General features: G+C 69.6%; 22 protein-coding genes and 1 pseudogene. 10 read left to right on the forward strand and 13 right to left on the reverse strand.

Annotated elements, in window-relative coordinates:
• Window positions 1-23 precede the first annotated feature (23 nt).
• The 4 genes and pseudogenes from AB0C03_RS28480 to AB0C03_RS28495 all read right to left on the reverse strand — a co-directional run.
• Window positions 24-1,046 (reverse strand): annotated as a pseudogene (locus AB0C03_RS28480) (bifunctional transcriptional activator/DNA repair enzyme AdaA); the annotation flags it as partial.
• A 78-nt stretch (window positions 1,047-1,124) separates the two neighbouring features.
• Window positions 1,125-2,522 (reverse strand): FAD-binding oxidoreductase, encoded by a 1,398-nt coding sequence (locus tag AB0C03_RS28485; RefSeq protein WP_357640038.1) that lies wholly within the window; start codon window positions 2,520-2,522, stop codon window positions 1,125-1,127.
• A gap of 251 nt (window positions 2,523-2,773) precedes the next feature.
• On the reverse strand, window positions 2,774-3,274 hold the full coding sequence (locus AB0C03_RS28490) for a hypothetical protein (protein WP_051708854.1): 501 nt from the start codon (window positions 3,272-3,274) through the stop codon (window positions 2,774-2,776).
• Window positions 3,271-3,780: a SigE family RNA polymerase sigma factor gene (locus tag AB0C03_RS28495; protein ID WP_030337483.1), complete on the reverse strand. Its 510-nt coding sequence runs from the start codon at window positions 3,778-3,780 to the stop codon at window positions 3,271-3,273. The genes AB0C03_RS28490 and AB0C03_RS28495 overlap by 4 nt, the downstream gene beginning before the upstream one ends.
• Window positions 3,781-3,918: 138 nt before the next feature.
• Between AB0C03_RS28495 and AB0C03_RS28500 the strand changes: the two genes are divergently transcribed.
• Window positions 3,919-4,422 (forward strand): hypothetical protein, encoded by a 504-nt coding sequence (locus AB0C03_RS28500; protein WP_030337485.1) that lies wholly within the window; start codon window positions 3,919-3,921, stop codon window positions 4,420-4,422.
• 153 nt (window positions 4,423-4,575) lie between these two features.
• Window positions 4,576-5,310 carry a Type 1 glutamine amidotransferase-like domain-containing protein gene (locus AB0C03_RS28505; RefSeq protein ID WP_030337486.1) on the forward strand — a complete coding sequence of 245 codons (735 nt, stop codon included), beginning with the start codon at window positions 4,576-4,578 and terminating at the stop codon, window positions 5,308-5,310.
• A gap of 46 nt (window positions 5,311-5,356) precedes the next feature.
• Here AB0C03_RS28505 and AB0C03_RS28510 read toward each other — a convergent pair whose 3' ends face one another.
• Entirely contained in the window at window positions 5,357-5,947 is a 591-nt protein-coding gene (locus tag AB0C03_RS28510; RefSeq protein WP_030337487.1) for a hypothetical protein, read from the reverse strand.
• A 143-nt stretch (window positions 5,948-6,090) separates the two neighbouring features.
• On the opposite strand from AB0C03_RS28510, the gene ychF reads away from it, so the two are divergent.
• Entirely contained in the window at window positions 6,091-7,176 is a 1,086-nt protein-coding gene (gene ychF / locus AB0C03_RS28515; RefSeq protein ID WP_030337488.1) for a redox-regulated ATPase YchF, read from the forward strand.
• 20 nt (window positions 7,177-7,196) lie between these two features.
• Here ychF and AB0C03_RS28520 read toward each other — a convergent pair whose 3' ends face one another.
• Window positions 7,197-8,303, reverse strand: coding sequence for a tyrosine-type recombinase/integrase (locus AB0C03_RS28520; RefSeq protein WP_357640045.1), 1,107 nt, complete (start codon window positions 8,301-8,303; stop codon window positions 7,197-7,199).
• 1,606 nt (window positions 8,304-9,909) lie between these two features.
• On the reverse strand, window positions 9,910-10,488 hold the full coding sequence (locus AB0C03_RS28525; protein WP_357640048.1) for a hypothetical protein: 579 nt from the start codon (window positions 10,486-10,488) through the stop codon (window positions 9,910-9,912).
• 347 nt (window positions 10,489-10,835) lie between these two features.
• Here AB0C03_RS28525 and AB0C03_RS28530 point away from each other — a divergent pair, with 347 nt between their 5' ends.
• The 3 genes from AB0C03_RS28530 to AB0C03_RS28540 all read left to right on the forward strand — a co-directional run bounded on the left by AB0C03_RS28530 (window position 10,836) and on the right by AB0C03_RS28540 (window position 12,984).
• Complete coding sequence (locus AB0C03_RS28530; RefSeq protein WP_357640051.1) at window positions 10,836-11,366, forward strand: hypothetical protein; 531 nt, start codon at window positions 10,836-10,838, stop codon at window positions 11,364-11,366.
• Between the two features lie 454 nt (window positions 11,367-11,820).
• Complete coding sequence (locus AB0C03_RS28535; protein WP_030337489.1) at window positions 11,821-12,591, forward strand: class I SAM-dependent methyltransferase; 771 nt, start codon at window positions 11,821-11,823, stop codon at window positions 12,589-12,591.
• Between the two features lie 48 nt (window positions 12,592-12,639).
• A complete protein-coding gene (locus tag AB0C03_RS28540; protein ID WP_156057966.1) occupies window positions 12,640-12,984 on the forward strand; it encodes an HflX GTPase family protein in 345 nt (114 codons plus the stop codon).
• Window positions 12,985-13,023: 39 nt separating this feature from the next.
• Here the strand turns inward: AB0C03_RS28540 and AB0C03_RS28545 are convergent, their stop codons facing one another.
• Window positions 13,024-13,398, reverse strand: a complete 375-nt coding sequence (locus AB0C03_RS28545; RefSeq protein WP_030337493.1) for a VOC family protein — start codon at window positions 13,396-13,398, stop codon at window positions 13,024-13,026.
• 116 nt (window positions 13,399-13,514) lie between these two features.
• Here AB0C03_RS28545 and AB0C03_RS28550 point away from each other — a divergent pair, with 116 nt between their 5' ends.
• Complete coding sequence (locus AB0C03_RS28550) at window positions 13,515-13,973, forward strand: SRPBCC domain-containing protein (RefSeq protein ID WP_030337494.1); 459 nt, start codon at window positions 13,515-13,517, stop codon at window positions 13,971-13,973.
• Entirely contained in the window at window positions 13,970-14,317 is a 348-nt protein-coding gene (locus AB0C03_RS28555) for an ArsR/SmtB family transcription factor (protein ID WP_030337495.1), read from the forward strand. Before AB0C03_RS28550 ends, AB0C03_RS28555 begins: the two co-directional genes overlap by 4 nt.
• An 18-nt stretch (window positions 14,318-14,335) precedes the next feature.
• Here the strand turns inward: AB0C03_RS28555 and AB0C03_RS28560 are convergent, their stop codons facing one another.
• From AB0C03_RS28560 to AB0C03_RS28575, 4 genes are all read right to left on the reverse strand, one after another.
• The gene (locus AB0C03_RS28560; RefSeq protein ID WP_030337497.1) at window positions 14,336-15,613 is read right to left on the reverse strand and encodes an MFS transporter; all 1,278 of its coding nucleotides are present in this window, start codon (window positions 15,611-15,613) and stop codon (window positions 14,336-14,338) included.
• A 247-nt stretch (window positions 15,614-15,860) separates the two neighbouring features.
• Window positions 15,861-16,595 carry a class I SAM-dependent methyltransferase gene (locus AB0C03_RS28565; protein ID WP_030337499.1) on the reverse strand — a complete coding sequence of 245 codons (735 nt, stop codon included), beginning with the start codon at window positions 16,593-16,595 and terminating at the stop codon, window positions 15,861-15,863.
• A gap of 220 nt (window positions 16,596-16,815) precedes the next feature.
• On the reverse strand, window positions 16,816-17,178 hold the full coding sequence (locus AB0C03_RS28570) for a PH domain-containing protein (RefSeq protein ID WP_030337500.1): 363 nt from the start codon (window positions 17,176-17,178) through the stop codon (window positions 16,816-16,818).
• A 63-nt stretch (window positions 17,179-17,241) separates the two neighbouring features.
• A complete protein-coding gene (locus AB0C03_RS28575; RefSeq protein ID WP_051708855.1) occupies window positions 17,242-18,162 on the reverse strand; it encodes a LysR family transcriptional regulator in 921 nt (306 codons plus the stop codon).
• Window positions 18,163-18,277: 115 nt separating this feature from the next.
• Between AB0C03_RS28575 and AB0C03_RS28580 the strand changes: the two genes are divergently transcribed.
• Window positions 18,278-18,631, forward strand: coding sequence for a DUF1801 domain-containing protein (locus AB0C03_RS28580; RefSeq protein ID WP_210859787.1), 354 nt, complete (start codon window positions 18,278-18,280; stop codon window positions 18,629-18,631).
• Complete coding sequence (locus AB0C03_RS28585; RefSeq protein ID WP_030337505.1) at window positions 18,628-19,044, forward strand: VOC family protein; 417 nt, start codon at window positions 18,628-18,630, stop codon at window positions 19,042-19,044. Before AB0C03_RS28580 ends, AB0C03_RS28585 begins: the two co-directional genes overlap by 4 nt.
• On the opposite strand, the gene AB0C03_RS28590 is transcribed toward AB0C03_RS28585, so the two are convergent.
• On the reverse strand, window positions 19,031-19,339 hold the full coding sequence (locus AB0C03_RS28590; protein ID WP_030337506.1) for a 4a-hydroxytetrahydrobiopterin dehydratase: 309 nt from the start codon (window positions 19,337-19,339) through the stop codon (window positions 19,031-19,033). The genes AB0C03_RS28585 and AB0C03_RS28590 overlap by 14 nt on opposite strands.
• Window positions 19,340-19,430: the final 91 nt, after the last annotated feature.

The raw sequence follows: 19,430 nt of genomic DNA on the forward strand, positions 1-19,430 counted from the left end.
ACTTCATGATCAACGCGGTGGGAGAGGAGGCGGGTGAGGGTGGTTCTTGCCGAGGTGATCGAGACCTGCTGGTTGATGATGGCGCGGACGGCCACCTCGAAGCCGTCGACCGACCGGGGAACGCGGATGCCGGGTTCAGCGGCGACCGCCGGGGCCAGCGCCGGGTCGGCGGCCAGCGTGGCGTCGATGGCCACCGGGTCCGCGTCCAGGTCGAGCAGCCGGCGGCAGCGGGCCACAGCGGGCGCCAGGTCGCGCAGGTCGGTCAGCCGCAACGTCGCCGCCACGTGCCCGTCCGCCGGGGTCAGGGCCACCTGGCCGGTGCCGTGTGGCAACCGCAGACCCCGGTGGTACGTCCCGTCGCGGACCTCCTCCACACCGGGCAACGCCCGCACCGCGAGGAAGTCCAGCAGCGCCCGGGCGTGCAGCGGCGGGCGGTACGCCAGCCGGAGCGTGATCGTCCCCGCCCCGACCGCCGTCCGCTGGCGACCACGGGCCGTGCGCAGGTCGGACGGGGCGCTCGCGTACACCTCGCGGAGCGTGTCGTTGAACTGCCGCACGCTGCCGAAGCCCGCGGCGAACGCGATCTCGGCCATCCCGAGGTCGGTCGTCTCGATGAGGATCCGGGCGGTCTGGGCCCGCTGCGCCCGGGCCAGCGCGAGCGGCCCGGCGCCCATCTCGGCGCTGAGCATCCGGTGCAGGTGCCGCTCGGTGTACCCCAGCCGGGAGGCCAGCCCCGGCACGCCGTCCCGGTCGATCACCCCGTCCGCGATCAACCGCATCGCCCGGCCGACCACGTCGGCGCGGACGTCCCACTGCGGTGAGCCGGGCGCGGCGTCCGGCCGGCAGCGGCGGCAGGCGCGCAGCCCGGCGCCCTGCGCCGCCGCGGCGGACGGGAAGAACCGGACGTTCTTCCGCTTGGGCGTGATCGCCGGGCAGGACGGCCGGCAGTAGATGCCGGTGGACGTCACACCGGTGTAGAACCAGCCGTCGAACCGCTGGTCACGGCTGTCCACGGCCCGGTAACACCGCTCGAAGTCCAGCTCCATGTCACCGATGATGCCCCGCTCGACCGGTCATCGGCTGGCGGGAATCGGACCTGGGCGTGCCGGTGCGAAGCGACCCGGTCAACGGGGGCGTCGACGACGCCGGTGTGGTTGACCAGACCCGCTGGGCTGGGCGGCGCGGTTGGGCTGGGCGGTGCGGTTGGGCTGGCCGGTCAGCAGGGCCGGTCGGAACACGCCGTCCGGGTCGTACCGCTTCCACAGCCGCCGGACCCGGGCTCCGGTCTCGCCCGGGTAGATCCGGGCGAACGCGGCCGGGTCCGGCCGGCTCTCGAAATTGACGTACGCACCGTCGGCCCGCGCTCCGACCGCCCGCCAGGCGGCGTTCAACGCGGCGTCGGCCTGCGGCGGAAACACCGACGCCACGATCAGGGTGTCCTGGTGGCGATGCGGGTACGCGGTCGCGTCGGGGGCGACGTCGTTGACCGCCCCGCCCAACGAGCGGAGTTGGACCACGGCCCGGCCCGGCCCGGTCACCGCTCGCGTCACGGCCCGCGCCCCGGCGTCGTCCAGCGCGGCAAACAGCCCGTTGGTGGTGGTGCCACGCTGCTGCCCGACGTTGGGGTTGAGGTGCGCGGTCGGCACCAGCGTCGGGTAGGGCAACAGGTCGGTCCGGTGTTCGAGCACCTTGCCGATGGCGAGCAGCGGCTCCACCGCCGGTCGGGCCCGACGCAGGCTCTCGGCGGCGACCACGGCGGTGATGGACATGAGCACCGATCGGCCCTCCGCGAACACCACAGCGGCGGCGGACAACTCCCGGGGCGCCTGCGCGAGATAGCTCGTCCACTCCCGGACCGTGCGACCGTCCGGATGCGCCTCGACGACCAGCTGCGCGACACCGACGTTGCGCTGCTCGGCCGCCTCGATCTCGAAGGCCACCACGATCCCCGCGCCGGCTCCGGCCCCGCGGACCAGCCAGAACAGCTCCGGCTCGTGGTCGGCGTCCGCGCGCACCAGCGTCCCGTCCGCCAGCACCACCTCGACGGCGCGGACCCGGTCGACGGTCAGGCCGTGCGCGCGGACCAGCCAGCCGACACCACCGCCGGTGGCCAGGCCGCCGACCCCGACGCCGCCGTAGTCACCCGAACTGATCACCAGGCCGTACGGGGCCAACGCCTTCGCGACGTTCGCCCAGCGGGCACCGGCCTCGACCCGGACCAGCCCGGCCCGCTCGTCGATCACCTGAACCCGGTTGAGCATGGACAGGTCGATGACCATCCCACCGTTGTTCGACGAGGCCCCGGACAGGCCGTGCCCGCCGCTGCGGACCGCGATGGGCAGCCGCTGCTCGCGGGCGTAGCGGAGCGCGTCGACCACCTGGGCGGTGGTCTTCGGCAGCAGGACGGCGGCCGGCGACGCCGACCTGGTGTACGTCGAGCGCAGGTTGGCGTACCGGCGGTCGCCGGGCGTGACGATCTGCCCTCGGAGGGAGTCGGGCACCCGGGCCATGGCGGTGCTCATCGGTGCCCCCGCGGCGCGCGCCTCGGGTGTCCGGGATCGGTCATGGCCCAAGGATGAGCGGGCACGTCGGCGTCGACAAATCTGGTGCGCCGGTGCCCGCTGGTCGCCGCGCCGCACGACGCTCGCCGGTGCGGGGGAGTGGCGCGCGAAGGTGACCGGAATCTCCGACCGGCCGGCTCCCGCCTCCGGCGGTGACGGTGAGACGGCCGGTCCGGCCGGCGTGCGGTGACCGCCGACCGGACCGGTGGTGCTCAGGACAACGGGCTCGGCGAAGCCGTCGGCCGGCCCGGCACACCGGGCGGGCCCGCCGAGCTCGACGGGCTCGGTGAGACGGTCGGTCCGCCCGGCTTGCCCGGCACGCCCGGCGGCGTCAACGGGGTCGGCGACACAGTCGGCCGGCCGGGGACGCCGGGCGGACCCACCGGGCTGGCCAGTCCGCCACCGGGGCTGGGCTCGACCGTCGGCACCGCGGTGGGCGCGGACGGGATGGGTGCCGACGGGCTGGGTACGGCCGCCGGGCCGGCCGGGCTGGGCACGGCCGGGGGCGGTTCGTCCGAGCCGGTCGCGGCCACTGCGAGCGGAGTGGCGATCAGGATCGCCGCCAGGGTGCTCACCGCCCCCACCGTCACCGTGGCGCGGCGTCGGTTGCGCACCCGCCGTTCCGCTCGGCTCAACTGGTCATGCACGATCGGTGCCTCCTCGGCCAGGTCGGTGAGGGTGGAGCGGATGAGGTGCTCGAAGGGGTCCGTCATCGCCGTACCTCCAGCATGTCGACGTCGGGCAGTAGTTCCCGCAGTCGCTGCACCGCTCGATGGGTACGGCTGCGCACGGTGCCCACCGAGCAGCCGAGCAACTCGGCCACCCGGGCTTCGGGCAGGTCCTCGTAGTAGCGCAGGACCACCACCGCCCGCTGTGTCGGTGGCAGGTGACGCAGCGCGGCACGCATCGCCAACCGCACGTCGGAGCCGCCGCTGGGGTCACCGCCGACCGGTTCGTCCGCCGGGTTGAGCGGGGTCTCCCGCCGCCGTCGAAACCGCCGCCACCAGCTGATCTGCTCGCGGTACATCACCACCCGCAGATAGCCCTCCGGATCGGCGTGTCGAATGCTGTCCCACTTGGGGATGGCCCGCGCCAACGCCGACTGGAACAGGTCCTCGGCGGCGTTGCGGTCCCCCGTCAACAGGTACGCGACCCGCATCAGCGCCGGAGTACGGCTGCCGACGAACTCGGCCAGCCGCGCGCGCTCGTCCTCGTCCACCCACCACCCCGTTTCGTTGTCACAGATACAGACGTCCCAGGTCATCGTCGCTATCCACGATCGGTGGGGTTTTTCGGCCCGAAAGTGTCGGTCGCGCCGGGTAGCGTCCGGCCACCAACTGAAGAAGGGGTGCGGCGAATGACGAGCGTGGCGGGTTGGACGACGGCGTCGACACCGGGTGCGTTCCCCCCGCTGCCCCGCGCGGTGGCGCAGTCCTTCTACCGCCGGATGCGGGCCGTCGCGCCGGCCGCCGTCGGCGCCATCGAACGGGACCGGACGGGCGATCCCGAGCAGCGCTTCCCCGACACCGCCTGCGGCCGGTTGGTGGGCTCGCTGGACGACGCCGGCCTGCGGGCGCTCGGGATGTGGACGCACCACTGGTGCATGCGTTTCTACGACGACGACACGACTGTTGGTCGGCGGTTGATCCGTGAGCTCGCCGCCCGGCCGGGGCTGGGCTGGACGGCCGACGAGGTGCGGTGGATGCTGCGCGAGTCGGCTTCGGCCGGACCGGCCGCCGCCGACCGGTTCACCCTGCCCCGGGCCGCCGCAGGGCAACTGCCGCCGGCCGACCGTCCCGCCCTGGGGCTGTGGCCCGACGTCGAGGTGCCCCGGCAACGGCGTCCCGACCAGTCTGGTTGATCATGGAAGTTGGCGGGGGCTGCGACTGTCGGACACCCCGCCACCACCATGATCGCCACGGGTGGAGGTCGGGCCCCGCGCCGGAACGCAACGGGCGGGAGGCCGGCTGCGGCAGGATGGACGCCGCACCGCCCGCAACGGAAGGACGCCCCGATGCCCGCCAGCGAACCGACCATCATCGCCACCAGCATGGGCTTCCTCCGGGGCGACCGTGGGCCCTACGACCTGCGCCCCGGCCCGGTCTTCGAGCTGGCGGCCGAGCTGGCTGAGGCCGGTTCGCGGCCGCGAATCTGCTACCTCGGGCAAGCCGTCGGTGACCAGCCCACCTCGCTGACCGGGGTCTACGGCGCGTTCGCCGGCACCCGGTTCGAGCCGTCACACCTCGCGCTGTTCCCGATGCCGAACGTCGAGGACGTCCGCGCCCATCTGCTCGCCCAGGACGTGATCTGGGTCGGTGGCGGCAGCGTCGCCAACCTGGTCGCGGTGTGGCGGGTGCACGGGCTCGACGAGATCCTGCACGAGTGCTGGCAGGCCGGTGTGGTGCTGGCCGGTGTCTCCGCCGGCTCGATCTGCTGGCACGTCGGCGGTGCCACCGACAGTTTCGGGCCGCGGCTGCGCGGCTTCACCGACGGCCTGGCCTGGTTGCCGTACGGCAACGGGGTGCACTACGACAGTGAGGGCCAGCGCCGCCCGCTCATGCACGAGCTGGTCGGCGACGGCACGCTCCCCACGAGTCACTGCACCGACGACGGCGTCGGCCTGGTCTACCGGGGCACCCGGCTGGTCGAGGCAATCGCGGACCGCGAGGGCGTCTCGGCGTACGAGGTCAGCCGGGGCGTGGACGGCAGCGTCCGGGAGGCGGTCATCGCCCCTCGCCTGCTCGGCTGAGCGTCACGCCTCGCTGAGCGTTACGCCTGCTCGGTCGGTCAGGGCGTCACGCCTGCTCGGCCGGGGGTGACGCCTCTTCGGCGGGCTGCCGGCGGCGGAGCACCGCGTCGAAGACCTGGGCCAGCTCGGCGGCGTCCTCACCGGCGTGGTGCGTGTGCGACACGTCGTGCAGGCCCAGCTCGTGCTTGATCGTGCCTTTGCGGGTCTGGACCCATTCGCTGCCGGTCAACCCCATCCAGTAGCTGCGCAGATCGACGCCGGAGCCGGTCGCGCCGAACGGGCTGTGCCCGACGAAGCGGACGAAGTACCAGTGCACGAACATGCCGTCCCAGACGGCCGGGGCGGCCAGGAAGACCGGACGGCCGACCCGCCGCAGCCCGTTGACCCAGGCCGCGGCGGCGGACATCGCCTCCTGCGCGGTGGGCGCTTCCCGCAGCAGACGGTCCCGGTCCAGGCCGGAGACGGCCAGCGCCGCCGGGACGAACTCGTCGGAGATGGGACGCAGCTCGGTGTAGAAGGTCAGGTCCGGGCGGCCGGCCACGGCCATGCCCAGCGAGATCATGCTGTACGGCCCGGGGATCGGCCCGTCCGCCTCCACATCGACGGCGATGTACAGCTCAGGCAACGTCGAGGTCATCTCACCTCCATCGGTGGAAGATCGAACCGGCAGGGTAGCAACGCCAACCGGGGCCCGGCGGGCCCGACGATCGACCACCTGCCGACCGCCGAATCGGAGCCGCCTGGACCGGCCCGGCCGGGACCGGCGTAAGCTGGCCCGTCGTGAGTCTCACCATCGGCATCGTCGGCCTGCCCAACGTCGGCAAGAGCACGCTTTTCAACGCGTTGACCAAGAACGACGTGCTGGCGGCGAACTACCCGTTCGCCACCATCGAGCCCAACGTCGGCGTGGTCGGGCTCCCCGACGAGCGGCTGGGCAAGCTGGCCGAGATCTTCTCCTCGCAGAAGGTGCTGCCGGCGCCGGTGTCGTTCGTCGACATCGCCGGCCTGGTCCGTGGCGCGTCGAAGGGGCAGGGCCGGGGCAACGCCTTCCTGGCCAACATCCGGGACGCCTCGGCGATCTGCCAGGTCGTCCGGGCCTTCTCCGACCCGAACGTGGTGCACGTCGACGGCAAGGTCTCCCCGGCCGACGACATCGAGACGATCAACACCGAGCTGATCCTCGCCGACCTGCAGACCCTGGACAAGGCGCTGCCCCGGTTGGAGAAGGAGGCCAAGCTCCGCAAGGACCGGGCCGCCGCCGTCGCCGCCGCGAAGGCCGCGATCGAGGTGCTCGACGGTGGCACCACCCTGTACTCCGGGGCCGCCGCCGCGAAGATCGAGCTGGAGCACCTGCGCGAGCTGCACCTGCTCACCACCAAGCCCTTCCTGTACGTCTTCAACGTCGACGAGGCCGAGTTGGCCAACGAGACGTTCCTCGACGAGCTGCGCGCCCTGGTCGCCCCCGCCGAGGCCATCTTCATGGACGCCAAGATCGAGTCCGAGCTGGTGGACCTGCCCGAGGAGGAGGCCCGCGAACTGCTGGAGTCGATCGGGCAGAACGAGCCCGGCCTCAACCAACTGGTCCGGGTGGGCTTCCGCACCCTCGGCCTCCAGACGTACCTCACGGCCGGCCCGAAGGAGGCGCGCGCCTGGACCGTCCCGATCGGCGCCACCGCGCCGGAGGCCGCGGGCGTCATCCACAGCGACTTCCAGCGCGGCTTCATCAAGGCCGAGGTGGTCTCGTACCAGGACCTGGTCGAACACGGTTCGATGGCGGCGGCCAAGGCGGCGGGCAAGGTCCGCATCGAGGGCAAGGAGTACGTCATGCAGGACGGCGACGTGGTGGAGTTCCGCTTCAACGTCTGAATCAGGCCTGTTCCCGCAGGTCAGGCGATTGAGTCGCTGCCGTGGGGCACGTCGGGGGCACAACCCCACGCGTCATCGACGGCGCGGCGGGTGCGTTCTTCCGAGTCCGGCATCAGGTGGCCGTACGTCGACAGGACCAGGGTCGCGTTCTCGTGCCCCAGCCGCTCGGCGACCACGATGACGGACTCGCCCTGCATCGGCAGTACCGAGGCGTAGTGGTGCCGCAGGTCGTGGCTCGTGGTGCCCTTCTGTAGCCCGGCCCGCTCGACGGCTGCTGAGAAGATCAGCGAGCCGTAGTAGTCGTGCCGGTACGGCCCGCCGTAGCGGGTGGTGAAGATGGCGCCGTCGGCAGCCGGCGGGAACTGTGCCGAGTGCTCGCTGATGGCGGTCGCCACGACCTGGGGGAGTGGGACGGTTCGGCGCGAGCGGCGGGTTTTCGGCTCGGTACGCACCTTGGACTGCGGCGCGAACTGCCATTCGATCCGAACGGTCCGGGCCGTGTGGTCGACGTCTTGGACTCGCAACGCGAGCAGCTCGCCGAGGCGCAGCCCGAGGCCGGCTTGCACGATCACCATGGCCCGGTTGCGAGCGGGCATTGCAGCGGCCAGGGCGCGCACCTGGTCGACGGTGAGCGGCACGATGCGTTCCCGGTGGGCTGACGGCAGGCTAACTCTGACCACGGGAGAACGGCCGACAAGCCGATCCAGCACCGCAGCCGCGTAGATCGACCGCAGCAGGCCAACCAGGTTCCGCAGGGTCGATGGTGCGAGCACCTTGGATCGGTCAGCCGCCCATGCCTGGACCTCGGAGGGCACGACGGCCGCCAGTCGACGGGAGCCGAGCGGAGTGCCGGCGATGTGCGTTTCGACTAGCCCGGACACCCGTCGGGCAGTCGTTGGCCGGTGGGCGCGGGCAGCGGCCCGGCGTCGGGCGTACTCGATGACGGTCGTCTTGTCGGACGGGTCGACGTACTGGCCGCGCAGGATGTCGCCTTCGACCTGAGCGAGGAATCGGTCAGCGTCGCCCTTTCGGGTAAAGGAGCGTTTCCGCTGCCGGCGAGCGTCGTCCCGCCAGCGAGCAAGGCAGGTGACCTTACCGTCGCGGATGCGCTTCTCGACGCTACCCATGTCAGGCCGCCTGTCCGGCGAGCCAAGTCCTGACGTCGACCGGGTCGTACCGCAGGTGCCGACCGACTTCAAGGCGGCCCGCAACGGGCCGCACGCGCCGCCGCCTGGGCGCGTGTCCGTCGCTCCGCTGGCGCTCCGACTCCGGCCACGCAACACGCCCGGCGGCTGGCGCGGAAGCGGGTAGCCCAAGGGGCCGCCGCATGACGACTGGGCGGTTGACCGGGTAGTGGTGGGCCGGCAGCCGGCTGGGCCGCGCGGCGGGACCGCGCGGCGTAGGGGAGCGCCCGCCGGGCCGCATCGGCGAACTGGCGGTGGGTGGTGGGGTTGCGGTTACTGCGCCTCCGGCGGGGGCGCTCTGGCTCCAGGATGGCCGGGGCTGCGTCGGCGGGTCACGGTCCGTGGGTGGTTGCGGTAGGCCATCCCGCCTGCCATCGACCCGGGCAAGCCGAGCAAACCGCCGCCCGACCCGCCAGCGTCCGAACATGCGTCAAGGTCCGCTTGACATGGCGGGCCGGGCGGCGGCCCGCTCCCTCGGAGGGCGGGTCGACGGCAGACTGGACGGCGCATTAATTGCGGAATATCGGAGGCGTTTTCCCATATGCATTAGTGCGTAAGGTAGAACAGCTCCCAATTCCCGGGAATCGTAGCGGTGCCCCGCAGTGGGAACCCTGCCACGTTCAGCCTTGCACTCACGAACTCATCGTTGCTGGGGATAACTAAATTGTAGCCGCCATCTTTCGGGCGGAAACGAAACACCTCCCAAGCTCCAATGCTGTCAGCAGTTGCCCGCAGTGGGTGGCCCGCCTCATTCAACCTCGCGCTGACGAACTTGTAATTGATTTCCGATCGGATTGCGTATGTCCTAAAGCCCAATTGATCATAACCCCATGGCCATATGCAGAATCGCTCCCATGCGCCTGCCGACGGAGAATTGGCTCGTAAAGGGCTGCCGCTCTCGTTGTATCGAGCACTGACAAAGTTGTTGCCGCTGTAGGGGAACATGAACCAGCAGTCGTCGAGTGGATCATCTGCGGCCGCCGAGGTGGGGGCGCCATCCGGTTTCGCCGGCACTGCTGGCGCAAGCAAGGTGGGTTCCTGCCCGAATGCAGGAGTCCCCGCAGTCAGCATCGCAACAGCCGCAGTGGATGCGAGTATTAGGCGGGCAAATCTGCGCTTTAACAAAATTCTCCCCTCGATTGATTTACCCGCCAAGGACGCCGCGCATGCCTCTAACGCGCGTCTTTACGGGCCATCGTCGGGGAGAATATCAAGGGGAGCATCCTCGCGCCGTCCGACGCTCCATACCGGTGCTTTTCGGCGAATTAGGCAGAATTGCCGCTAGTCCCGAGGTGCTGCGGCACGTGCTGAGCCCTCGTCCGGCAGACGCGCCCCGGCCCGCGCACGAGAGGTAACCGACAACCAGGCTGAGTGACTAAATGGGTGACGATCACGGCGTACACGCGTGGACGGTGGCGGACGATGAAGGACGCCGATGCCAGCCCACGACGTGGGTTAGGGCAGGTTGATGAGTCCTGATCGTTGCCTGGGGGTCAAGGGGTCGGGGTTGACGTCCATAGGAGCATCGGAATGGCTAGCTGGCGCTGAGTCATTCTGAGGCGTAGGTGCCGTCCGAGAGACCGAGATCTTCTTGCATTGCTTTGTAGACGGTGAGGTAGTCGTTCACGCGGGCGAGGACTTTTTTGGGTTTCAGCTCACCTTCTTCAAGTACCTCTATCTGTTCCTCGATCACACCGTAAAGCATCCATATGGCCTTCATTACCTTTTTCGGCGCAATCAGCCTAAGTGAATTGCATGACCGTTCCCAGTTCGCCTCCAACTCTGCTAGTTCGCTGAGTTCGTCATCAGATGCACGACTGTTACGTCTTTTGACCTCCCGATAAACACGGTCGATGGCCTTCGTCAAGGTATGGTAGTCCGCGAGCGATGCGGCGTAGCCATCACGCCGATCCGCGAGCCAACGCGCACGATCTTCTCGCTCCCACTGGGCCGCACGCTCATCTCGTTCCCGAGTCCAGCGAACGTTCTCTGCTTCTCGCTCTCGCCGCCACCTGCGCTCATCCATCTTCCGGGACCAAAACTGGCTAAAGACCGTAGCCCCAAGAGTTCCGGCCACGCCGACGATTGCAACCGCCAGTGGCACCCAGAGGGGTGTGGATGTAGTCATTCGAGCATCTTCCCATCGATGGCCACGACAGCGGACCCAGCGATCTCCGGCGGGCACAACGATCGGATTGTCGACACTAACCGGGTGACGATCGGGTTGACCGCGACAGACGGTCTGGATTCCACTACCCGGTCTGACACCTAGACAGAAGATCATCTGGCACAGAATCGACACAGCTGACAGCGAGAACGTGTGCGAGATGTCGAGAGATGCCGAGGGCTGTCGGCCAGGTCATCGCACCGGTACGTCCGCCTTGGCCGGCTTCTTGGTCACGTCTCGGGTTAGGGGTTCAAGCCCCTTGCGGCGCGTCATCGCTATGGCCTGCGCCCCGCTCGTATAGTAGGCCGATGCTCGTGGGATCGACCACAGACTCGGGCGAAGGTGCTGCGGCCTGGATTAGCGCCATCGGCCAGGCGCTGGGAGCCCTTGCTACCGCTGCTGCCATCGTTGTGGCGCTCTACCTGGCTGGCAAAGAAGGTAGAGACCGCAAGAATGGAGACTTCAGGCGGTCCTTGGCTCAGGCGAAGTTGGTGCGTGTTGGTGGCCCCGGGTCTGTGTCACCTGAAGAACGTTTCGGGCAGAATGAGTACAGGATTGAATTTAAGGTTGAGAACCACAGTGATCGACCGATACTAGACCTCTACGTCGAAGTATGGACGGTACCGACAAAGCTCACAGAACAGCCAAGCATGGCCGGGCATTCAGACGTATGGAAGCCGGAGCAAGCGGAGTCCCTGCGCCTGAACGCGGGTGAACAAGAGCCATCAGTGGTGGCATGGCGGGTGCGGTGGACGGACGCCGATGGCCAGCAATGGTGTGTTGACAAGGTGAGAGCTGATCCCTACCCCTATGTAAGCGAACCTCCTCGTCCTTATTGACCTGCAAGCCGCGTCCTTGTCTCGGGCCCGCCCTTGGGTGGCGACCTGATCCCCTCGCGGTCGGTTGCTGGGTGTCGGCAGCTAGGCCACGCCGCGCCCGGCCGTGGGGCACGCCGGGGCCACAAGACACCGTGAAACGTCGTTAAACAGCGAGCAAGCATGGCAGCTTGAGACGCCTTGGGAGCAGGTGTCCGAAGATATCGCCGCTGGTAGCGCAGCAGCGGCCTTTAGTTCCGCTTCAACGTCTGACATGCATGATCGACTCGGCTTCATTGATGTCGCGGTGTCCCTCCGACCTCGATAGCGCGGTATTCAGGAAGGCGAGTGGATCATGATCAACCTGACCGGGATGCCGAGCACGTAGACGGGCTGGCGGGACGCCCCACCGGCTCCGCAGGATCTGCACGCCGGCCACGGGGCAGTCGATGCCCACGAGCGGCGGTAGGTTGACCGCATGGCCGAACAGCTGCTGCGATCGTCGTTCGGCGCGGCCGCTGCCGCGTACGCCGAGCACCGCCCGGACTACGCGCAGGCCGCGGTGCGGTGGGCGCTGGAGCCCGCGCCCGGCCTGCGTGTGCTCGACCTGGGCGCCGGCACCGGCAAGTTGTCGGCGACGCTGATCGCGGTGGGCGCGGACGTCGTCGCGGTCGAGCCCGACCCGGCGATGCTTGCCGAGCTACGCCGTGCGCTGCCGGCCGTCCGTGCCCTGCCGGGTAGCGCGGAGGCGATCCCGTTGCCGGACGCGTCCGTCGACGCCGTGCTGGCCGGCAACGCCCTGCACTGGTTCGACATGACCGTCGCCGGGGCGGAAGTCGCCAGAGTCCTCGCACCGGGCGGTGTCCTGGCCGGTCTGTGGAACATCATGGACGACCGGATCGACTGGGTTGCCGGGCTCGAACGCGTCAGCGGGAGTGCCGCCATCGGCCCGCGTGACACGTTGAGTAGTTGGCGCGCGGCGACGGCGGACATGGTCGTTGCGCGCACCGGCCTGATCGCCCGGTTCGGGTCGGCGGAGCAGGTCGAGTTCCCGCACGGTCAGCGGCGTACCGCCGACTCGCTCGTCGCGACGCTCGCGACGCGGGCCGGGATGCTGGTGATGCCGGGCGCGGAACGAGCGGCCACACTCGACCGGGTCCGCGCCTTCCTCGGGAGTCGACCGGAGACCGCCAACGGTGAGTTCACAGTGCCCATGCTGACCGGCGTGCTGCGCGCCCGGCGACGCTGACAGCCGGCGAACCGGCGAGCAGATATCGGGACGGGGGCGTTGAAAGCTGTGCTGGCAGGCACCGACGTGGCGCTGGTGGGCCTGTTCTCGGCGAAGGACAAGGAGTTCGAAAGCAAGCTCGACCTGCTGGCCGGCTTGGTGGAAGCCCGTGGTGGCCGGGTCGTGAGCCGGCACGTGCAGCGGCGGGGTGTCTCATCCGGCGGCGCGGACAAGATGGGCGACCCGTTCTCGCGGCGGACGTTGCTCAGCCCCGGTAGGGCCCGCGACGTAGCCGACGCGTGCCAGCAGTTCGGGGTTGGCGTTGCGGTCTTCGTGAACCCGTTGACCGACCACCAGCGGGCCGTCCTCACGGACATGTTCGGCTGCCTCGTCCTGAGCGGCGAGGACCTCTGACAGGTCAGGGACGGAGAGCCTTCTCGTCAGGAACGCGTCCTACTGCTCGGCCCAGGCACCCAGCTCGTTGCCGCTGGGGTCGGTGAAGTGGAACCGCCGGCCACCGGGGAACTCGTACGGCCCGTTCACCACCTGGCCGCCGGCTTCCTTGACGGCCTGCACCGACCGGTCCAGGTCGGTGGAGTAGAGCAGCACGAGTGGGCCGCCCGCCCGCACTTCCGCGTCCAGCCGGAGACCGCCCACCTCGGGTGCGTCGTCGCCGTGTGGACTGCGGATGCCGGCGTACTCCGGCCCGTAGTCGGTGAACTGCCAGCCGAACGCGTCGGCGTAGAAGCGCTTGGCCACGGCGAGGTCGGTCACCGTGAGCTCGATGTAGTCGATGGCGTGGTGGCGGTGCGGCGACGGCTCAGACATGCCCGGCATTGTGCATCCCGGGTACGACGGATTCCGCGACATGCAACGAAAGGTTGCGCGACGGCGTTCGGCTGTCGTAGGTTGAGTGCAACCAAAGGTTGCGAAAGGTGGTGGGTATGGAACAGGGAACGATCGAACGCGACATCCACGTCAACGCGTCCCCCGAGGTGGTCTTCGAGGTGGTCAGCCAGCCCGAGCACATGCGGGAGTGGTGGCCAGACGACGCGCGGTTCGAGTCGGTCGCCGGTGCGCCCGGCGAACTGGTGTGGCGCGACGCCGACACCGGCGAGACGACGACCGTCGCGTTCGCCGTGGTCGAGGTCGACCCGCCGAAGCGGTTCTCCTTCCGGTGGTGCTTCACCGAGCCGGACCGCGGCGGGCAGGCGCTGCTCGTCACCTTCGACCTGATCCCCAACGGCACGGGGACGCAGATCCGGATGACCGAGACCGGGTTCCGTGAGCAGGGGTGGGAGGTCGCCGTCCTGGAGGAGCAGTACCGCGACCACGAGAACGGTTGGGACCACTACATTCCCCGGCTGGGCGTGTACGTTTCGCGGCTGGTCGCGACCGCGTGAGCACTGTGGTCGACGACGAGCTGTGGTCGGCGATCGGCGACCCGATTCGGCGTACGATGATCGATCTTCTGCTCTCCGACGGACCGGGCACCGCCACCTCGTTGAGCAGGCAGCTACCCGTCACCCGGCAGGCCGTCTCGAAACACCTGGCGGTGCTGGACCGCGTTGGGCTGATCCACGCCGAGCCGGCCGGTCGCGAGCGTCACTACCAGGTCGACGAGGCGCAACTCGCCCGCGCGGTGGCCCAGCTGTCGGCGGTGGGCTCCACCTGGGACGCCCGACTCCGCCGGATCAAGCGCATCGCCGAGACGGTCGAACGCCACCGCACCAACGAGGGAAGCTGACAGTGGTCGACGTCCAGCTCAGCGACGGGCACTGACCTCGGTGACTGCCGGGTCGCCGGAGGATCGTGTCTTCCGCCAGGGAATCGCGAATCCTCCGGCGACCAGGCCGACGGTCACGATCGCCGTGGCGCAGAGCAGCATCGTCGGCCGGGCACCGATGGCACCCACCAGTGGCCCACCCAGCATGGTGCCCAGGGGCACCGCCACCACGAGGACCGCGCCGTTGGCGGCGAGCACCGCCGGTAGCTGCGCGATGGACGTGCTGCGCTGGAACAGCGCCATCGACGTGGACATGTACGGTGCCCAGATCAGGCCCGCCAAGGCGAACGCCGGCAGCGACACGCCGACGGGCGCACCGAGGCCCAGCGGCAACATGGCCACGCCGAACGCGACGACGATGGTGATGGTGGTGGCCCGCAGCGGCCAGCGGCGCAGGTGTCCGGTGATCAGCCCTCCGACGAGGCCGCCGACGCCGAACGCGGTGTAGTAGGCGCCCAACAGCGTCGCCGAGGCGTGCAGGTCATCGGTGATGTGGATCGGCATGGCCACGTACACCGGCCCGAACAGGAAGAAGAACGCGAGGCTCAGCGCCAGCAGGCCCAGGAGGGCGGGATTGCGGCGGATGACAGCGAACCCGGCGGTCCGCGACGCGCCGCGTTCGTGCCGGTGGTCGCTGTCCGCGGCGGACACCGCGAAGCGGTAGGTGAGGGCCAGCGCGGCGAAGGTGGCGGCGTCGATGGCGATCACCCATACCGGCCCGACCCAGGCGATCAGGAGGCCCGCCAGTGGTGGACCGACGATGGTGGCGAACCCGCCGATGGTGGAGAGCACCGCGTTGGCCGGCAGATGGTGTCGCTGCGGCAGCAGTTCGGCGATCAATGTGAACCGCCCGGCGGAACCCCACGAGTGCAGCAGTGCGGACGCGGCCAGCAGCACGACGTACAGCCCGATGGTGAGCGCGCCGAAGAGGTAGGCGACGGGTATCGCCGCGAGTGCCGTGGCCCGCAGGATCGCGTCCCACCCGGCGAGCTGGGCGCCGCCGCGACCGCGCAGCAGCCGGCCGAAGACGACAGTTCCGGCCGCGCTGGGCAGTGTGTACGCCGCCATGGTCACCGCGATCCAAAGGCCCCATTGATCATGCGGGACGAGTTGGATGACGAGCCAGGACACCGCGACAACCGCCATCCCGTCGCCCAACGCGGAGACGGCGAGCCCGGGCAGCACGCGCCGGAGCTGAGGGTGACTGACCACCGGCCAGTACGGCGAGGAGCGTGGGAATCGGGAGGCGTACGGCATGCCGTCAGCTCACCCCGGTGTGGCCCTCGCAGACCAGCAAAACCTGCTCTCAGCAGAATCCGCCCAAGGCGGAACGTGGCCGGATCTCAGCCACGCCCCGGTCTGGGCAGCCGCTGTCGTGGGAGGCCGGGAAGGACAAGTCGATGGCCGCCTTCGGGCGGCGGGAGATCGACTCGGGTTCCTTGAAATCGGGGTGTCGTCGTGGCGATGACACCCCGACTTTCCGGAACCCGAGTCGATCAAACCGCTACTCCGCCCGGTAGACGGAGATGTGCGACGGGCTGTCGGCCTGGAACGGTCGCCGGTGCCAGTCGGCGTACCGCTCGGTGAGCCGGAGCCCTGCCTGCTGCGCCATCTCGTCGATCTGGTGTGGCCAGGCGTACCGCATGGCGAACGGCTTCAGGTGCACACCGTCGGCGTCGAACGTGATGGTCTGCCGGATGAACCGCTGCGCCGGCCGGTCGTACTTGTGCAGCCGGATCGTCGCGGAATCCTCGGTCACCTCACGCACCTGCACCTGCTCGTCCGAGTCGAAGCCGCGAGGGTCGGGCACGAACGTCTCGACGACGAACGCGCCGCCGGGCGACAGCACCCGGGCGACGTTGCGGAAGCAGTCCGCCTGCCGCTCGGCGTCCACCAGGTTGAACAGGGTGTTGAAGACCAGGTACGCGAGCCGGAACTCACCGGTCACCGGGACGTCCGCCATGTCGGCGACGACCACCGGTATCCGCTCGCCGCCGGGTTTCGCCCGCAGCAGCGCCAGCATCTCCTCGGACGCCTCGACGCCGTGCACGTCGAGGCCCCGTTCGGCCAGCGGAAGCGCGACCCGGCCGGTGCCGATCGCCAGTTCGAGAACCGGGCCGCCGTCGGCCAGGTCGGCCAGGAAATCCACGGCGGGGGCCGGGTCAGGGTTGGTGTCGCCGTCGTCGTAGTCGGCGGCCCACAGCCGGCCGAAGAGGCCGGGATCGTCGAAGACCGACATCAGCGGCCTCCGGGGTTGGCGTCAGTGGCGCCCAGCGCCAGGGGAACGGTGCTGCTCACGAAGTCTCGATTCGTCAGATCGGATGACGGTGGGTTCGGGGGACTTCGTCGTGTCGGGCATGGCGGCTGCTCCCTTCGCGCGGCTGTCGACCGAGGACACCAGAGACACCGCGGGCCCAGCAAGGCAATTACGCCAGCCGGGCCCACGCCGGGACGTGCCGTCAGGAGATGTGGTGCAGGATCACGTTGTGTACGTGGTGGCTCTTCTGCGCGCCACGGAACTCCACCTCGTAGGTGTGCGTGCCGACGTGGATGGCGATGGCGCCGGTGGAGAAGAACGAACCACCCCACGACTTGTTGCTGACCACGCTCACGCTGGTGATCTTCGAGTACGGGATGCTGGTGATCGCGAACCGCTTCCCGACGAACGAGCGGTCCTGGATGATCACCCGGCGGTCGGTCAGCCCGATGAACCCGGTGCCGGTGCCGACGGCGTCGTAGACGGCGATGATCTGCTCGCCTTCGAGGAGGCCACTCTCGATCTGCTGGACCTGCTCCTTGCGGTCGTACGCGATGTTCGCCATGCCGTTCAGGCTAGAAAACCGGTGCCAACGGGCCCACCCGGGCGAGGACCCCGAGCGTCCGGGTCAGCTCGGCGGGGGTAAGCGCCCACTCGGCGTGTCTCGTCGGGGGTTCGCGTCGGTCGCGGCGCGGACGAACTCGCGCACGCGGGTGGTGGTGTTGCCGGGCAGCCAGACCGGCCCCCGTTCGATCGGTGGTGCGTCGTGGATGGGCACGTACGCCACGTCGGGACGCGGGTAGTAGCGCCGCGTGTGCTCGCCCACCGGCAGCACACCCCGGCCCAGCGCGACCAGTGACAGCATCTCGGAGAAGGTGTTCCCGGCGGGTCCCTTCGGCACCGGACGGCCGCCGGGGGTGCGCTCCGGGGTGCGGTCCCGCTTGAACTCCGCCGAGGTCACGCTCGGGTACTGCACCACCGGGTGGTCGGCGAGCACCTCCAACGACACCGACCGTTCCCGGGTGAGCGGGTGACCCGCCGCCACCGCCAGCACCCGAGCCTCGCGAAGCAGCGCCGGGCCGGTGGCCATCCCGTCGAACGGGTACGAGGCGATCAACACGTCCGTCGAGCCGTCGAGCAGCCCGGAGCGGGTGGTGGACAACTGTGCCTCGTGCACCTCCACCCGACAGTCGGGGTGCCGCTCGCCGAACAGGGCCACCGCCCGGAGCAGCACCGGCGCGGTCCACTCGCCGAGGAACGCCACCCGTAGCGTCCCGGTCACACCCCGGGCGGCGTCGGTCGCGCGGCGGACGGCCTCGTCCATCCCGGCAACCAGCGGGGCCAGTTCCTCGGCGAGCTGCCGGCCGATCGGGGTGAGCTGGACGACCCGACTGGTACGGGCGAACAGCGGTGCCCCGATCCGGCGTTCCAGCTTCTTCACGATGTGGCTGACCCGACCGGTGCTGACTGTCAACCGCTCGGCGGTGCGGCCGAAGTGCAGTTCCTTCGCGAGCGTCAGGAAGGTCTCGACCTCGTACCGCTCCAGCACACCCGCTCCCATCGTTGACCTGTGGGCAACGATCGTAGCGACATCAGGTCTTGGTCGGTGTCCCTCGTCAGGGGATCGTGAACGCGGCAGGGAACACCGAGCGAAAGGCGAGAACGTGAGCGTTGACGACTACCTGGCCGGCCTGGCCGGCCCACTGCGCGAGATCGGCGAGAAGCTGACGCCGATCATCGCGGCGGCCCTGCCGGCGGCGACGGGGGCGATGTGGCACGGGCACCCGGTCTGGGGCCTGGGCGACCGGCCCGGCCAGCGCCCGGTCTGCCTGATCAAGGCGTACGGGTCCTTTGTCACCTTCGGGTTGTGGCGGGGACAGGAGATCGCCGACCCGTCAGGACGGTTGGTGCCCGGTGCGCGCTCGATGGCGGCGGTGAAGCTGCGCGACCTCGCCGACGTCGACCCGGCGCTGTTCAGCGGCTGGTTGCGCGCGGCGGCCGACTTGGAGCAGGCATGAGCGCGGTGCGGGTCACCGGTTTCGACCACCTGGTGCTGACCGTCGCCGACGTGGAACGGTCCCTGGACTTCTACTGCGGCCGGCTCGGGCTGGCGCCGGTACGGGTCGACGAGTGGCGGGCGGGCGCAGTCCCGTTTCCGTCGGTGCGGATCAGCCCCGACAGCATCATCGACCTCGTTCGAGGTGAACCGCAGGGCGCGAACGTGGACCACTTCTGCCTGGTGGTGGCGCCGTTGGACTGGGCGCAGGTGATCGGGTCGGAAGTCTTCACGGTGCTGACGGGGCCGGTCAGCCGGTTCGGCGCCCGCGGTTCGGCGACCTCGATCTACGTGCGGGACCCGGACGGCAACTCGGTGGAGCTGCGCTGGTACCCGCAGGACGCGGAGTCGGCGTCGGTCGTCAGCCCTCGGTGACCGCCCGGTACGCGTCCTCGATGCGGGCGGCCAACAGGACCTCGCCCTCGGTCAGGGGCTCGCCGCTGCCGTGCCCGACCCGGATCTGGGTGCTGTCGGCCCGGCGGCTGATCTCGGGCCGCAGATGCAGCGCGTCCGCGACGACCTTGACCCGTTCAGTTAGTGCGGCGTGTTGGGTATCGTCGATCATGAGCGTCCGTCGGATCTGCTCGCCCTCGCGTGTCCAACCAGATAGCAAGGTCAACGCGTCGGAAAGGTAGTCGTGCTTGGCCCTGCTGTTGAACAGCACGCGCATCACCGCACCCCCCAAGCGCCGTTGCCGGCTCGTGGCCAAATCGTCGCCATCCCGTGTCTTGTCGGTGTCCCCTAGTCTCTCGCTGCTCGGA

Origin of the sequence: Micromonospora parva, from assembly GCF_040649675.1 — a bacterium.
Classification (GTDB): Bacteria; Actinomycetota; Actinomycetes; order Mycobacteriales; family Micromonosporaceae; genus Micromonospora; species Micromonospora parva.

What these genes read in the sequence shown, in the direction of transcription:
- AB0C03_RS28510 (WP_030337487.1), bottom strand. Translation starts at nt 5,947, where the DNA reads ATGACCTCGACGTTGCCTGAGCTGTACATCGCCGTCGATGTGGAGGCG.
- AB0C03_RS28590 (WP_030337506.1), bottom strand. Translation starts at nt 19,339, where the DNA reads ATGCGCGTGCTGTTCAACAGCAGGGCCAAGCACGACTACCTTTCCGAC.
- AB0C03_RS28585 (WP_030337505.1), top strand. Translation starts at nt 18,628, where the DNA reads ATGAGCGCGGTGCGGGTCACCGGTTTCGACCACCTGGTGCTGACCGTC.
- AB0C03_RS28570 (WP_030337500.1), bottom strand. Translation starts at nt 17,178, where the DNA reads ATGGCGAACATCGCGTACGACCGCAAGGAGCAGGTCCAGCAGATCGAG.
- AB0C03_RS28560 (WP_030337497.1), bottom strand. Translation starts at nt 15,613, where the DNA reads ATGCCGTACGCCTCCCGATTCCCACGCTCCTCGCCGTACTGGCCGGTG.
- AB0C03_RS28525 (WP_357640048.1), bottom strand. Translation starts at nt 10,488, where the DNA reads ATGACTACATCCACACCCCTCTGGGTGCCACTGGCGGTTGCAATCGTC.
- AB0C03_RS28530 (WP_357640051.1), top strand. Translation starts at nt 10,836, where the DNA reads ATGCTCGTGGGATCGACCACAGACTCGGGCGAAGGTGCTGCGGCCTGG.
- AB0C03_RS28490 (WP_051708854.1), bottom strand. Translation starts at nt 3,274, where the DNA reads ATGACGGACCCCTTCGAGCACCTCATCCGCTCCACCCTCACCGACCTG.
- AB0C03_RS28550 (WP_030337494.1), top strand. Translation starts at nt 13,515, where the DNA reads ATGGAACAGGGAACGATCGAACGCGACATCCACGTCAACGCGTCCCCC.
- AB0C03_RS28535 (WP_030337489.1), top strand. Translation starts at nt 11,821, where the DNA reads ATGGCCGAACAGCTGCTGCGATCGTCGTTCGGCGCGGCCGCTGCCGCG.
- AB0C03_RS28545 (WP_030337493.1), bottom strand. Translation starts at nt 13,398, where the DNA reads ATGTCTGAGCCGTCGCCGCACCGCCACCACGCCATCGACTACATCGAG.
- AB0C03_RS28520 (WP_357640045.1), bottom strand. Translation starts at nt 8,303, where the DNA reads ATGGGTAGCGTCGAGAAGCGCATCCGCGACGGTAAGGTCACCTGCCTT.
- AB0C03_RS28565 (WP_030337499.1), bottom strand. Translation starts at nt 16,595, where the DNA reads ATGTCGGTCTTCGACGATCCCGGCCTCTTCGGCCGGCTGTGGGCCGCC.
- AB0C03_RS28500 (WP_030337485.1), top strand. Translation starts at nt 3,919, where the DNA reads ATGACGAGCGTGGCGGGTTGGACGACGGCGTCGACACCGGGTGCGTTC.
- AB0C03_RS28505 (WP_030337486.1), top strand. Translation starts at nt 4,576, where the DNA reads ATGCCCGCCAGCGAACCGACCATCATCGCCACCAGCATGGGCTTCCTC.
- AB0C03_RS28485 (WP_357640038.1), bottom strand. Translation starts at nt 2,522, where the DNA reads ATGAGCACCGCCATGGCCCGGGTGCCCGACTCCCTCCGAGGGCAGATC.